Consider the following 13,278-nt stretch of genomic DNA (forward strand, 5'->3'; position numbering starts at 1 on the left):
CGGAGCCGTCCGCTGAGGACTTCGGGAAGGGGCGGGGAGGGGAAAAGCACCCGCCCGCCTCTCCGTCACGGTGCCACTCGGCATCGAGCCGCCGCCGCAGCCGCCCGGCCTGCCCTCGCGCGAAGCGGCGATCCGGCGATCCGGCACTTCCTGCCCGCCCCCCCGGCCGCGTCGACGCGATCGAGGGCGCCGACAAAAGCGGGGCCCGGGGGCGGCAGCCCCCGGAGCCGTCCGCTGAGGTCTTCGGGAAGGGGCGGGGAGGGGAAAAGTGCCCGCCCGGCGCCCCGCTTGCCAGCGCGGGAGCCGAAGCCCGATGCTGATCGGGTCAACGAACGACACCACAAGCGCTCGTACGTTATACCGAACGAAGACTGTCAGGTGAAGGGGGAGGACGTGAGCGTCTCCGAGGGCTCGGTCCGGGACATGCTGGCCACGAATCTCCGGCGGGCCAGGACCGAGCGGGGCCTGTCGATCTCCGAGCTGTCCCGGCGCTCGAAGATCGGCAAGGCGACCCTCTCGCAGCTGGAGTCGGGGGCGGGGAACCCCACGATCGAGACGGTGTTCAGCCTCTCCCGCGTCCTGGAGGTGCCGATCTCCGACCTCCTCGACGCCCGGCCGACCAGCGGCCTGACCGTGGTGCGCGCCGAGCAGCAGGAGGTGCTCAGCGGGGAGGGCGTGGACCTGCGCCAGCTGCAGCGGATCGAGTCGGGCGACACCGTCTTCGAGGTCTTCGACCAGCAGGTTCGCGCCGGCTGCCGGCAGGACTCGCTCGGCCACGTGGGCACCGAGCACACCATCGTGCAGTCCGGCCGCCTGCGCGTGCAGGTCGAGAGCCAGGAGGTCGAGCTCGGCCCCGGCGACTACGTCGGCTTCGACGCCTCCCTTCCGCACAGCTACGCGGCGGCCGGCGAGGCCGTCCGCTCCGTGCTGCTCCTGCAGTACCGCGCCGACCAGCGCCTGCACCTCGCGGATGCGGCCCCCGCCGCCCCGGCGAGCCACCGGACCGCGCAGGACTGAACGCCCCTGCCCCGCCCGGCACTTCGCCCTGACGCGACCGTTGACACCCCCATAGCCCCGTCGTACGTTTCCTTGCGTTCGGTTTAACGAACGAGGAGGGTTCGATGTACGGAACGCGGGTCGTGGTGCTCGGCGCCGGGATCGTCGGATCCGCCTGTGCCCGTGAGCTGGCCCTCGCGGGGCTCGACGTCACGGTCGTCGACCGCGGCGCCCCCGCCTCCGCGACCACCGCGCACGGCGAGGGCAACGTCCTCGTCTCCGACAAGGGGCCCGGCCCGGAGCTCGAACTCGCCCTCATCTCTCGGCAGTTGTGGCCCGAGGTTCTCGCCCGTACCGCCGAGCGTTCCGCGCACGCGGCGCGTGCCGTGGAGTGGGATCCCAAGGGCGGCATCGTCGTCGCGACCACCGAGGCGGGCGCGCGGGGCCTGGCGGAGTTCGCCGCGGCCCAGCGCACGGCGGGCGTGCGCGCGGACGTCCTCGACGCGGACGCGCTGGCGCGGGCCGAACCGCACGTCACCCGGGACCACACCGCGGCCCTGCACTACCCGCAGGACGCGCAGGTGCAGCCCGCCGGGGCGGCCGCCGCGCTGCTCGGCGACGCGCTCGCGGCGGGCGCCCGCCTGCGCACCGGCCGCGAGGTGCTCGGCGCGGTCGTGCGCGGCGGCCGGATCACCGCCGTCCGCACCTCCGCGGGCCCCGTCGAGGCCGACCTGTTCGTGAACGCGGCGGGCCCGTGGGCGGGCGAACTCTCCGCCCGCCTCGGCGCCCCCGTCGACGTACGCCCCCGGCGCGGCGACGTCCTCGTCACCACTCCCCTGCCGCCGACGGTCTTCCACAAGGTGTACGACGCGGACTACGTCGGCGCGGTCGGCAGCAGCGCCGAGGAGCTGCAGGCGTCGGCGGTCGTGGAGTCGACGCGCGGCGGGAGCGTTCTGATCGGCTCGTCGCGCCGCCGCGTCGGCTTCGACGACCGGCTGCGCCCCGAGGTCCTCTCCGCCGTCGCCGCGAAGGCCCTCCGTCTCTTCCCGTCCCTGGCGGGCGTCCCGGTGATGCGCGCGTACGGCGGCTTCCGGCCGTACGTCCCGGACCACCTGCCGGTGATCGGCGCCGACCCGCGGCTCGACGGGCTCTGGCACGCGGGCGGGCACGAGGGCGCCGGGATCGGCCTGTCCGTGGGCACCGGCCGGCTGCTGCGGAACCTGCTGCTCGGCGAGGAGCCGGTCATGGACGCGACTCCGTTCCGCGTCGACCGCCCCGCCGTTCTCGACGTCAACCGTCCGCAGTTCTTGGGGAGTTGGGCCGTACCGGAGAGCGAGGAGAGCGCATGAGTCCCAGACGTGTCCGCGCCGAGTCCGACGCCGTCGGCCGCCGGGAACGGCCGCTGCGGATCACCGTCGACGGCGAGCCGGTGGACGGCGTCGAGGGCCAGACCCTCGCCGGGGTCCTGCTCTCCGACGGCCGCCTCGCCTGGCGCCGCGGCCGCTCGGGCGCGCCTCGCGGGGTGTTCTGCGGCATCGGCGTCTGCTTCGACTGCCTGGTGACGGTGGGCGGGGAACGCGACGTACGGGCGTGCCGCCGCCGCGCCCGGGACGGCGACGCGGTGACGACGCAGAGCCGCGCGGACCGCCCCGGTCTCCCCGACGACGCCAACTCCCATGGAACGGAGGCGGTATGACAGCCCGTCATGTCGTCGTGGTGGGCGCGGGCCCTGCCGGGCTCGCCGCCGCCGAGGGGGCGCTCGCCGCCGGGGCCCGGGTGACGCTCGTCGACGCGGCGGACCAGCCGGGCGGCCAGTACCACCGCATGCTGCCCGAGGCGTACGCGGCGGCCCGCCCGGAGCGGCTGCAGCACGGCTGGCGGGCGTACCGACGACGCCTCGGCCGGGTGCTCGGGCACGCCGACTGCGCCTGGTGGGCGGAGAGTTCGGTGTGGGCGCTCGAACAGGCGGAGGGAGGAAGACCGCCGCGCGTGCACGTGCTGCGCGGGCCCGCCGACGGCGCGGGCAGGCGGCGTACGGTGCTCGAAGGCGACGCCCTGGTCCTCGCGGTCGGCGCGCACGACCGCGTCCTGCCCTTCCCCGGCTGGGAGTTGCCCGGGGTGTTCACCGCCGGTGCCGCGCAGGCCCTCGCCAAGGGTGAGCGGGTCGTGGTCGGCGACCGGGTCGTCGTCGCGGGCGCCGGGCCGTTCCTGCTGCCCGTGGCCGCCGCGCTCCTGGAGGCCGGGTCCCGGGTCCTCGCGGTCCTGGAGGCCAACCCGCCGGGCACGCTCGCCCGCGGCTGGTCGCGGCGCCCCTGGCAGCTCGCCGCGCAGGCCGGGAAGGGCGCCGAACTCGCCGCGTACGCCGCCGGGTTGGCGCGACACCGGGTCCCGTACCGCACCGGCCGCGCCGTCGTCGAGGCGCGCGGGAACGGACGGGTCGAGGAGGTCGTGACGGCGCAGCTGCGGGCGGACTGGTCGGTGGTGCCGGGCAGCGAGCGCACGGTCGCCGTCGACGCGGTCTGTGTCACGCACGGCTTCAGCCCGCAGCTGGAGCTGCCCGTGGCCGCGGGCTGCGCCCTGCGGACCGGCCCGGGCGGGGAGTTCACGGCCGTCGACGACGACCAGGCCACCAGCGCGCCCGGCGTGTACGCGGCCGGTGAGATCACCGGCGTCGCGGGCGCCCCGGCCGCCCGCGCGGAGGGGGCCCTCGCCGGCTGGCTCGCCGCGGGCGGCCCCCCGGACACGACCGTCGTACGCCGCCTCCGGCGCAGCCGCGACCAGGGCCGCGCGTTCGCCGAGCGCCTGGCCCGCGCGCACCCGGTCGGCGCGGCCTGGCCGGGCTGGCTGCGCCCCGAGACGGTCGTCTGCCGCTGCGAGGAGGCCGACTACGCCTCGCTGTGCCGGGCCGCCGCCGACCCGTCGAGCTCCGCCGCCCGCGTCGCCAAGCTGGAGACCCGCGCCGGTCTCGGTCCCTGCCAGGCACGCGTCTGCGGCCCGACCGTCGCCGAGCTGACCGCCCGCCTCACCGGACCGCCCGCCGACCGCCCCGCCGACGGCCTGCCGGCCCCCGCCCCGCACCGCCGGCCTGTCGCCCAGCCCATCCGGCTCGGCGAACTCGCTGCCGCGCCGGAGCCCGCGCCGCCCCGGCCGGACGGGCCGCGCCCGCACCACCCCTGAACCACTGCTTCCGCCGTCAACTCCCTCTCCAAGGAGCCCCGTTGATGTCCGAAAAGCCCAACTCGCCCGCCCTGTCTCTCGGCGGCGTCGTCGTGGCCACCGCACTCCCCTACTACGAGGACGCGTCCGCCCCGGCCGGTCTCGCCGTCGACCACGACCGGTACGCCGAGCACTGCCGCTGGCTCGTCGACAACGGCTGCCGCGGCGTCGGCCCGAACGGCTCGCTCGGCGAGTACTCCTCGCTGACCGACGACGAGCGCCGCCGGGTCGCCCGTACCGCGAAGGAAGCCGTCGGCGACCGGGGCGTCGTGGTCGTCGGCGTGCACGGGCCCGGCTCGCACCAGGCCAGGCGCTGGGCCGAACTCGCCGCCGAGGACGGCGCGGACGGCCTGCTCTGCCTGCCGCCCACCCTGTACCGCGCCAACCGCGGCGAGGTCCTCGCCCACTTCGAGGCCGTGGCCTCCGTCGGCCTGCCGGTGATGGTCTACAACAACCCGATCGACACCAAGGTCGACCTGACCCCGGACCTCGTCGGGGAGATCGCGCAGATCGACAACGTCGTGGCGGTCAAGGAATTCTCCGGCGACGTCCGCCGCGTCCTGGAGATCCGCGAGCGGGCCCCCGGCATCGAGGTGATCAGCGGCGCCGACGACGTCGTCCTGGAGAGCCTCCTGATGGGCGCGACGGGCTGGTTCGCCGGGTTCCCGAACGTCTTCCCCGCCGAGTCGGCGCGCCTGTACGAGCTGGCCGTCGGCGGCAAGCTGGAGGAGGCGCGGGCGCTGTACGAGCCGCTGGTCGCCGCGTTCCGCTGGGACTCACGCACCGAGTTCGTGCAGGCCATCAAGCTGGGCATGGAGCAGGTCGGCCGGTACGGCGGGCCCTGCCGCCCGCCGCGCGGCCCGCTCACGCCCGAGATGCGCGAGCAGGTCGAGGCGGACATGGCCCGCGCCATCGCCGCCCTCGAAGGCCGGGCCGCCTGATGCGGTCGATCCGTACGCTCAGCGCCGTCGACTCGCACACCGAGGGCATGCCGACCCGGGTCGTCACCGGCGGCGTCGGCCCGATCCCCGGCGCTACGACGGCCGAGCGCCGCCGGTACGCCGTGGAGCACCTGGACGGCCTGCGCCGGTTCCTGGTCGACGAGCCGCGCGGGCACTCCGCGATGAGCGGGGCGATCCTGCAGCCGCCGACCCGCCCGGACGCCGACTGGGGCGTGCTGTACATCGAGGTCAGCGGCTTCCTGCCGATGTGCGGCCACGGCACGATCGGCGTGGCCACCGTCCTCGTCGAGACCGGCATGGTCGAGGTGAGCGAGCCGGAGACGCTGGTCCGCCTGGACACCCCCGCCGGCCTGGTCGAGGCCCGGGTCACGGTCCGCGACGGCCACGCCGAGAAGGTCACCCTGCGGAACGTCGACTCCTTCGCCCTCGAACTCGACGCGACGGTCCAGGTGCCCGGCCTCGGCGAGGTCCGCTACGACATGGCGTACGGCGGGAACTTCTACGCGATCGCCCAACTCGACCAGCTGGGACTGCCGTTCGACCGGTCCCGCAAGGAGGAGATCCTCGCGGCGGGGCTCGCCATCATGCGGCACATCAACGAGCGGAACCGCCCGGCGCACCCGGCCGACCCCCTCATCTCGGGCTGCAAACACGTCCAGTTCATCGCGCCCGGCTCGGACGCCCGGCACTCCCGCAACGCGATGGCCATCCACCCCGGCTGGTTCGACCGCTCGCCGTGCGGCACCGGCACGTCCGCGCGCATGGCCCAGCTGCACGCGCGCGGCGAACTCCCCCTGAACACCCCGTTCGTCAACGAGTCGTTCATCGGAACCCGCTTCACGGGCCGGCTCCTGGAGACGACGGAGGTGGCCCAACTCCCCGCGGTGGTCCCGGAGTTCTCCGGACGCGCCTGGATCACGGCCACAGCGAACTATCTCCTGGACCCGACGGACCCGTTCCCACACGGCTTCGTGCTGTAGGGGCAGGGGGCTCCAGGGGGACGCCCCGCCAGGAGCGCCTCCCCAGGGGCGCGGGGAACTGCGCGACCAGCCACGACGAAACCGGCACCCGGCAACGCACAAAGAGCCCCCGGACGCACCCCGCAGGGGGCACACCCGACAACCCGCACGCGACGAAGGGACCCCCATGTCCCGTACGACACAAGCACCACCCCGTGACGGGAGAACCCCGCCCGGCCAGGGCGTCCTCTCCAGGCACGGCATCTTCCGCCTGAAACCCGTCGACTCCTCGGAAGAGGAAAGCACCGGCGGCCTACGCCGGACCATGGGCCTGTGGCAACTGGTCGCCCTCAGCCTCGGCGGCCTGGTCGGCGCGGGCGTCTTCTCCCTCGCCGGCGTCGTCGCGCACGAGGACGCCGGGCCGGGCGTGATGATCTCGTTCCTGATCGCGATCGTCGCCAGCACCGCGGCCGCCCTCTGCTACGCCGAGTTCGCCGGTGCCATCCCGAAGGCCGGCTCGGCCTACACGTACTCGTACGCGGCGCTCGGCGAGGTCGTCGGCTGGCTGATCGGCTGGGACCTGCTCCTGGAGTACACCGCGATCGTGGCGGTCGTGGCCATCGCGGTGTCCGGCTACTTCTCGTACATCCTGGAGCGCGTCGGCGTCGATCTGCCGACCTGGATGCTGGGCGCGCCCGGCACCGGCCCCGGCCACAAGGTCGACCTGTTCGCCGCGCTGCTCTGCCTGCTCCTCGCATTCGTGCTGTCGCGCGGCACGAAGGAGTCGGCGCGCTTCGAGACGGTCCTGGTCGTCGTCAAGCTCGGCATCGTCGCCCTGGTCGTGATCGCGGGCGCCTTCCACATCTCGGCCGGCAACTACTCCCCGTTCCTGCCGTTCGGCATCGGCGGCGCGTTCACGGGCGCGGCGACCGCGTTCTTCGCCGTGTACGGGTACGACGCGATGAGCGCCGCCGCCGAGGAGAGCGCCGAGGCGAAGAAGGTGCTGCCGAAGGCGATCCTGATCTCGCTCGGCATCGCCGCGGTCGTCTATCTCCTGGTCTGCGTCGTGCTGTTGGGCATGCAGGACTACCGCGAGATCGACCTGCAGAGCCCGTTCTCCAGCGCGCTCGGCGCGGTCGGGCTCGGCGGGCTCGGGATCGTCGTCGCGGTCGGCGCGATCATCGGCATCACCACGTCGGCGTTCGCCAACATGCTGGCCGTGTCCCGGGTCTGGTTCTCCATGAGCCGCGACGGGCTGCTGCCGCGCTGGTTCGCCAAGAACCACCCGAAGCGGCACGTGCCGACCCGGGTGATCTGGCCCGTCGGCATCGGCTCCGCGTTCATCGCCGGGTTCCTGCCCATCCGGGAGGCCGCCGACCTCACCAACATCGGCATCCTCGCGGCCTTCTCGGTCGTCGCGGTCGCCGTGGTCGTGCTGCGCCGGACCCGCCCGGACCTGCCGCGCACCTTCCGCACCCCGCTCGTCCCCCTCGTACCGGCCGTCGGGGTCGCCTTCTCGGTGTGGCTGATCTCCAGCCTGGACCCGGTGACCTGGTTCCGCTTCGCGGCCTGGATGGCCGTCGGCCTCGTCCTCTACTTCGCGTTCGGCTTCCGCAACTCGGCGGAGAACAGGCCGAGTTCGCCCGCGACGGAAGGACCCTCCGCATGAGCGCCGAACGGCCCCCGACGCCGGACCCGGCCCCCGCCTCGGCCCCGGACGCGGCCCCCGCCCCCGACCCGCGAACCGTCCGCAAGGTGATGACGGCCTCGGCGATCGGCCACTTCGTCGAGTGGTACGACTTCGCCGTGTACGCCTACGCGGCCCCGGTGATCGCCACCCTCTTCTTCCCCGACGCGCACACCTTCGTCGCCCTGCTCTCCACCTTCGCCGTGTACGCGGTCGGGTTCGTGATGCGGCCCGTCGGCGCGTTCCTGCTCGGCAGCCTCGGCGACCGGATCGGCCGCAAACGGGTCCTCGCCGGCGTCATCCTCATCATGGGCTGCGCGACGACCGGCATCGGCCTGCTCCCCACGTACGCGCAGATCGGGGTGCTCGCCCCGGTGCTGCTCGTGCTGCTCCGCCTGGCGCAGGGCTTCTCCGCCGCGGGCGAGACCATCGGCTCCAACTCGTTCGTCGCCGAGCACGCCCCGCAGCCCCGCCGCGGCTTCGCCGTCGGCATGGTCTACACATGGTCCAACCTGCCCCCGGTCCTCGCCGCCCTGCTCGTGTACTTCCTCACCGGCGCCATGAGCGAGAGCGCGTACGAGAGTTGGGGCTGGCGCGTGCCGTTCCTGCTGGGCGCCCCGCTCGCCGTCGTCGGCCTCTACATCCGCACCCGCGTCGACGAGTCCCCCGCCTTCGCCGCCGTACGGGAAGCCAAGCGGGTCCCGGCCGCGCCGATCCGCACGGTGTGGCACGAGCACCGCAAGGAGATGGCCGTCTGCTTCGCGATCGCGGCCGTCGCCAGCCTCGGCTACTACTCGCTGACCGGCTACTTCTTCACATACCTCACGGTCACCATCGGCCTGACCGAGTCGGCCGCGCTCCTGTCCAACAGCATCGCCCTGACGGTCACGTTCCTGACGGTGCCGCTCGCCGCCGCCCTCTCCGACCGCATCGGCCGCAAACGCGGACTGCAGCTCGCCGCGGCCCTGAACGCACTGGTCGCCGTGCCCGCGTACCTGCTCGCCGGCCAGGGGGACCTGCCGGGCGCCATCGTCAGCCAGGGCCTCCTCGCCCTCACCCTGGGCCTGTTCTTCGGCCCGGCGGGCGCGGCGTTCGTCGAACTGTTCCCCGCCCGGACCCGCTACTCGGGCGCCTCCGTCAGCTACAACCTGGCCTTCACCCTCTTCGGCGGCACGGCCCCGCTCCTCTTCATCTACCTCATCGAACAGACCGGCACCACGATCGCCCCGGCCTGGTACGTCGTGACGGTCTCGGTCGCGTCCCTGCTGGTCATCGCCCGGATGCCGGAGACTGGCGGGCGGTCGATGCTGCCTGCCGAGAGCGGGCACGCAACGCAAAAGGAGCCCGACCAGAAGGCCGGGCCCCTTTGAGGCGTCGTACGCGCAGACGTTGAGTACGCCTAGACGTTGAAGCGGAACTCCACCACATCCCCGTCCTGCATCACATACTCCTTGCCCTCCATGCGCGCCTTGCCGGCCGCGCGGGCGTCGGCTACCGAGCCCTGGTCGACGAGGTCGGCGAAGGAGATGACCTCGGCCTTGATGAAGCCCTTCTGGAAGTCGGTGTGGATGACACCGGCCGCCTCGGGGGCCGTCGCGCCCTTCTTGATGGTCCAGGCTCGGGACTCCTTCGGGCCTGCCGTCAGGTACGTCTGCAGGCCGAGGGTGTCGAAGCCGACACGGGCCAGCGTGGCGAGGCCGGGCTCCTCGGCGCCGACGGACTGGAGGAGCTCCATCGCGTCCTCCTCGTCCAGCTCGGCGAGGTCCGCCTCCAGCTTGGCGTTGAGGAAGATCGCCTCGGCCGGGGCGACGAGGGCGCGCTGCTCCTCCTTGAACGCCTCGTCGGTCAGCTCGTCCTCGTCGACGTTGAAGACGTACAGGAACGGCTTCGTGGTCAGGAGGTGCAGGTCGTGCAGCAGCTCCTCGTTGTCGCCGCCGTTGACGATGCCCGCGGAGAAGAGCGTGCGGCCCTCCTCCAGGATGGCCTTGGCCTCCTCGACGGCCTTGACCTTCGGGGCGATGTCCTTCTTGATCCGCGACTCCTTCTGGAGGCGCGGCAGGACCTTCTCGATGGTCTGCAGGTCGGCGAGGATCAGCTCGGTGTTGATCGTCTCGATGTCGCTCTTCGGGGAGACCTTGCCGTCGACGTGGACGACGTTCTCGTCCTGGAAGGCGCGGATGACCTGGCAGATCGCGTCGGACTCGCGGATGTTCGCGAGGAACTTGTTGCCGAGGCCCTCGCCCTCGCTCGCGCCGCGCACGATGCCCGCGATGTCGACGAAGTCGACCGTCGCCGGGAGGATCTTCTGTGAGCCGAAGATCTCGGCCAGCTTGTCGAGGCGGCTGTCGGGGACGCCCACGACGCCGACGTTGGGCTCGATGGTGGCGAACGGGTAGTTGGCCGCCAGCACGTCGTTCTTGGTCAGGGCGTTGAACAGGGTCGACTTGCCGACATTGGGCAGGCCGACGATTCCGATCGTGAGCGACACGTTGCGACTTCCCGTACGTGAGGTCTGGTGGGAGACCCGATGGCTGCCGGGCCGATCCACCAGTCTACGGCGCGCCGCGCGGACCGCCGCCGCCCGCCCGTGGGCGGAGGTGGCCGGTACGCGTCGAACGCAGGGCCAAGGTGCGCCAAAACGCGTGTCCAACGGCGGTTTTCCGGGCCGGACCGACCTAGGTTGGAGCGGTGGAGCAACACAGGACGCGACCGCCCAGGGACAGAGCGCGACGAACCGCACCCCTCCCCCCGCAAGCCGGCGGACCGCAGGCCGGCGGACCGCCCGCCGGACCCCGCCCGGTGAGCCGCGGCAGCGACGGGACCGTCTACCGGGCCGCGCCCCGGCCCCGCATCCCCGGCGGCCCGCCCGTGGCCCGCGGGGTGCGCGCGGTGGCGGGTCCCGTACGGCGCTTCGTGCTCGCTGTGCGCGCGCTGCCGAATCCGCGGCTGACGGGACTCGGCAGCGGGGTGTTCTGCACGGCCCTGATGCTGCTGATCGCGTGCCTCGACCGGCTGCTGCTCGACGGTTCGGCGCTCGCGTACGGGCTGCTGTTCCTGCCGGTCAGCGCGCTGACCGCGGTGTGGGTGCGGCCCGCGGACCTGGTGACGGCGCCGGTGGCGGTTCCGCTCGCGTTCGCCGTCGGCATGCTGCCGATCTCGGGCGGCTCGGGCGGTTTCGGCGGCCAGGTGATGGGCCTCTTCACGTCCCTGGCGGTGCACGCGGGCTGGTTGTACGGCGGGACGCTGATCGCCGGCGTGATCGCTTCCGTGCGGAAGGTCCGGCTCATGGGGCGCCGGCGGGCTCTGCGGGCGGGTTCGGGTCCGGGTCCGGGGTCGAGTTCGGGTTCCGGGGCTGGTTCCGGCGCGGGTGCTGGTTCCGCCTCGCGTTCCGGTTCCGGCAGCGGCTCCGCCCCGGGCTCCAGCTCCGGTAACGGCTCCGGCTCCGGTAACGGTTCCGGACGTTCGCCGCAGCGCCGTCGTATGCCGGCCCAGCACTCCTGACGCCCACCTCAGTAGCCTCAGGTGCCCGGCGAGGGCGCGTGCTCCGCTGCTGCCATCGCCGCGCCGACGATTCCCGCGTTGTTGAGGAGTTCCGCGGGCTTGAGCTCGGCCTTGACGCCCTCGATCAGGGGCAGGAACTTGTGGGCCTTGCGGCTGACTCCGCCGCCGATGACGATCAGCTCCGGCGAGAACAGCATCTCCACATGCGCCAGGTACTTCTGCAGGCGGCGGGCCCAGTGCTCCCAGCTGAGCTGCTCCTCGTCCCGGGCCTTGGTGGAGGCGCGCTTCTCCGCGTCGTGACCGTGCAGCTCCAGGTGGCCCAGCTCGGTGTTGGGGACGAGCACGCCTTCGGTGAAGAGGGCGCTGCCGATGCCCGTGCCGAGGGTGAGCATCAGGACCGTGCCCGTGCGGCCGCGGCCCGCGCCGAAGTGCATCTCGGCGACTCCGGCGGCGTCCGCGTCATTGAGGACCGTGACCTGTCCGCAGCCGGTGCGCTCGGCGAGCAGTGCGCGGGCGTCGACGTCGATCCAGGCCTTGTCCACGTTGGCCGCCGTGCGGACCGTGCTGCCGCCGGTGACGACTCCGGGGAACGTGACCCCGACCGGGCCCGACCAGCCGAAGTGGCCGATGACCTGCTTCACGCCGTCGGCCACCGCGTCCGGCGTCGCCGGGTGCGGGGTCAGGACCTTGTGCCGGGGTTCGCTCAGCTCGCCGCGGTCCAGGTCGACCGGGGCGCCCTTGATGCCGGATCCGCCGATGTCCACGCCGAAGATCTGCATGGACCCCACGTTACGACGCGGAACTGACAGTCACGACGCGAAAGCCGCCGCAGGGTCCGTGACCTCGTACGGCGGCTTCGGTCGGCTCGCGAAAGGCGCGCCCGGCAGCAGGCGTCAGGCCTCCGTGGACCGCCCCGTGCGCTCCTCGATCAGGGCGGCCGCCTCGGCGCGCAGGTCGCGGCGGAGCTCCTTCGGGAGGGAGAACGTGAGGGACTCCTCGGCGGTCTTCACGATCTCGACGTCGCCGTACCCCTTCTCGGAGAGCCAGGCCAGGACCTCCTCGACGAGGACGTCCGGGACCGAGGCGCCGGAGGAGACGCCGACCGTGCCGACGCCGTCCAGCCAGGACTCGTCGATCTCGCTGGCGAAGTCGACCAGGTACGCCGCGGGGCAGCCGGCCTGCTTGGCGACGTCGACCATGCGCTGGGAGTTGGAGGAGTTCTTCGAGCCGACCACGATGACCAGGTCGGACTGCTTGGCCAGCTCCTTGATGGCGGTCTGGCGGTTCTGCGTGGCGTAGCAGATGTCGTCCGACGGCGGGGAGATCAGGTTCGGGAACTTCTCCTTGAGGGCGTCGACGGTCTCCATCGTCTCGTCGACAGAGAGCGTCGTCTGGGAGAGCCAGACCACCCGCGACTCGTCCCGGACCTCGACGTTCGCGACGTCCTCGGGGCCGTCGACGAGCGTGATGTGGTCGGGGGCCTCGCCGGAGGTGCCGATGACCTCCTCGTGGCCCTCGTGGCCGATGAGGAGGATGTCGTAGTCCTCCTTGGCGAAGCGGACCGCTTCCTTGTGGACCTTGGTGACCAGGGGGCAGGTGGCGTCGATGGTGGCGAGCCTGCCCTCGCGGGCCTCCTCGTGCACGGAGGGGGCGACGCCGTGGGCGGAGAACATCACGATGTTGCCCGGCGGGACCTCGGTCGCCTGGTCGACGAAGATCGCGCCCTTCTTCTCGAGCGTCTGCACCACGTACTTGTTGTGCACGATCTCGTGCCGGACATAGACGGGCGCCCCGTACTGCTCCAGGGCCTTCTCGACGGCGATCACGGCGCGGTCCACGCCCGCGCAGTAGCCGCGGGGGGCGGCAAGCAGGACGCGGCGGGCTTGGGTCTGTGCAGTCATGCCCCCATCGTAAGGGCGTGCTCGGCGCGTCAGAGATCCACACCTTGGGGAGACTG

General features: G+C 72.9%; 12 protein-coding genes. 9 read left to right on the plus strand and 3 right to left on the minus strand.

The window, feature by feature from the left end:
* Positions 1 to 393 precede the first annotated feature (393 nt).
* The 8 genes from ACIDOF_RS28365 (at position 394) to ACIDOF_RS28400 (ending at position 9,190) form a co-directional block, all read left to right on the plus strand.
* Positions 394 to 1,017 carry a helix-turn-helix domain-containing protein gene (locus ACIDOF_RS28365; RefSeq protein ID WP_409008974.1) on the plus strand — a complete coding sequence of 208 codons (624 nt, stop codon included), beginning with the start codon at positions 394 to 396 and terminating at the stop codon, positions 1,015 to 1,017.
* Between the two features lie 104 nt (positions 1,018 to 1,121).
* Entirely contained in the window at positions 1,122 to 2,345 is a 1,224-nt protein-coding gene (locus ACIDOF_RS28370; RefSeq protein ID WP_409008975.1) for an NAD(P)/FAD-dependent oxidoreductase, read from the plus strand.
* Positions 2,342 to 2,692: a (2Fe-2S)-binding protein gene (locus tag ACIDOF_RS28375; protein WP_409008976.1), complete on the plus strand. Its 351-nt coding sequence runs from the start codon at positions 2,342 to 2,344 to the stop codon at positions 2,690 to 2,692. The genes ACIDOF_RS28370 and ACIDOF_RS28375 overlap by 4 nt, the downstream gene beginning before the upstream one ends.
* Positions 2,689 to 4,173 carry an FAD-dependent oxidoreductase gene (locus ACIDOF_RS28380; protein WP_409008977.1) on the plus strand — a complete coding sequence of 495 codons (1,485 nt, stop codon included), beginning with the start codon at positions 2,689 to 2,691 and terminating at the stop codon, positions 4,171 to 4,173. The genes ACIDOF_RS28375 and ACIDOF_RS28380 overlap by 4 nt, the downstream gene beginning before the upstream one ends.
* Positions 4,174 to 4,217: 44 nt before the next feature.
* Positions 4,218 to 5,153, plus strand: a complete 936-nt coding sequence (locus tag ACIDOF_RS28385; RefSeq protein WP_409008978.1) for a dihydrodipicolinate synthase family protein — start codon at positions 4,218 to 4,220, stop codon at positions 5,151 to 5,153.
* On the plus strand, positions 5,153 to 6,154 hold the full coding sequence (locus ACIDOF_RS28390) for a proline racemase family protein (protein WP_409008979.1): 1,002 nt from the start codon (positions 5,153 to 5,155) through the stop codon (positions 6,152 to 6,154). The genes ACIDOF_RS28385 and ACIDOF_RS28390 overlap by 1 nt, the downstream gene beginning before the upstream one ends.
* A gap of 166 nt (positions 6,155 to 6,320) precedes the next feature.
* The gene (locus tag ACIDOF_RS28395; RefSeq protein WP_409008980.1) at positions 6,321 to 7,802 is read left to right on the plus strand and encodes an amino acid permease; all 1,482 of its coding nucleotides are present in this window, start codon (positions 6,321 to 6,323) and stop codon (positions 7,800 to 7,802) included.
* The gene (locus ACIDOF_RS28400; RefSeq protein ID WP_409008981.1) at positions 7,799 to 9,190 is read left to right on the plus strand and encodes an MFS transporter; all 1,392 of its coding nucleotides are present in this window, start codon (positions 7,799 to 7,801) and stop codon (positions 9,188 to 9,190) included. Before ACIDOF_RS28395 ends, ACIDOF_RS28400 begins: the two co-directional genes overlap by 4 nt.
* Before the next feature lie 29 nt (positions 9,191 to 9,219).
* Here the strand turns inward: ACIDOF_RS28400 and ychF are convergent, their stop codons facing one another.
* A complete protein-coding gene (gene ychF, locus ACIDOF_RS28405; protein ID WP_409008982.1) occupies positions 9,220 to 10,308 on the minus strand; it encodes a redox-regulated ATPase YchF in 1,089 nt (362 codons plus the stop codon).
* 311 nt (positions 10,309 to 10,619) lie between these two features.
* On the opposite strand from ychF, the gene ACIDOF_RS28410 reads away from it, so the two are divergent.
* On the plus strand, positions 10,620 to 11,321 hold the full coding sequence (locus tag ACIDOF_RS28410) for a DUF6542 domain-containing protein (protein ID WP_409008983.1): 702 nt from the start codon (positions 10,620 to 10,622) through the stop codon (positions 11,319 to 11,321).
* Positions 11,322 to 11,338: 17 nt separating this feature from the next.
* Here the strand turns inward: ACIDOF_RS28410 and ppgK are convergent, their stop codons facing one another.
* Both ppgK and ACIDOF_RS28420 read right to left on the minus strand, forming a co-directional pair.
* On the minus strand, positions 11,339 to 12,100 hold the full coding sequence (gene ppgK, locus ACIDOF_RS28415) for a polyphosphate--glucose phosphotransferase (protein WP_409008984.1): 762 nt from the start codon (positions 12,098 to 12,100) through the stop codon (positions 11,339 to 11,341).
* A 114-nt stretch (positions 12,101 to 12,214) separates the two neighbouring features.
* Positions 12,215 to 13,222: a 4-hydroxy-3-methylbut-2-enyl diphosphate reductase gene (locus ACIDOF_RS28420; RefSeq protein ID WP_409008985.1), complete on the minus strand. Its 1,008-nt coding sequence runs from the start codon at positions 13,220 to 13,222 to the stop codon at positions 12,215 to 12,217.
* Positions 13,223 to 13,278: the final 56 nt, after the last annotated feature.

This window comes from Streptomyces sp. Da 82-17, from assembly GCF_046098215.1.
Classification (GTDB): Bacteria; Actinomycetota; Actinomycetes; order Streptomycetales; family Streptomycetaceae; genus Streptomyces.

What these genes read in the sequence shown, in the direction of transcription:
- ACIDOF_RS28370 (WP_409008975.1), top strand. Translation starts at nt 1,122, where the DNA reads ATGTACGGAACGCGGGTCGTGGTGCTCGGCGCCGGGATCGTCGGATCC.
- ACIDOF_RS28375 (WP_409008976.1), top strand. Translation starts at nt 2,342, where the DNA reads ATGAGTCCCAGACGTGTCCGCGCCGAGTCCGACGCCGTCGGCCGCCGG.
- ACIDOF_RS28380 (WP_409008977.1), top strand. Translation starts at nt 2,689, where the DNA reads ATGACAGCCCGTCATGTCGTCGTGGTGGGCGCGGGCCCTGCCGGGCTC.
- ACIDOF_RS28385 (WP_409008978.1), top strand. Translation starts at nt 4,218, where the DNA reads ATGTCCGAAAAGCCCAACTCGCCCGCCCTGTCTCTCGGCGGCGTCGTC.
- ACIDOF_RS28390 (WP_409008979.1), top strand. Translation starts at nt 5,153, where the DNA reads ATGCGGTCGATCCGTACGCTCAGCGCCGTCGACTCGCACACCGAGGGC.
- ACIDOF_RS28395 (WP_409008980.1), top strand. Translation starts at nt 6,321, where the DNA reads ATGTCCCGTACGACACAAGCACCACCCCGTGACGGGAGAACCCCGCCC.
- ACIDOF_RS28400 (WP_409008981.1), top strand. Translation starts at nt 7,799, where the DNA reads ATGAGCGCCGAACGGCCCCCGACGCCGGACCCGGCCCCCGCCTCGGCC.
- ppgK (WP_409008984.1), bottom strand. Translation starts at nt 12,100, where the DNA reads ATGCAGATCTTCGGCGTGGACATCGGCGGATCCGGCATCAAGGGCGCC.
- ACIDOF_RS28420 (WP_409008985.1), bottom strand. Translation starts at nt 13,222, where the DNA reads ATGACTGCACAGACCCAAGCCCGCCGCGTCCTGCTTGCCGCCCCCCGC.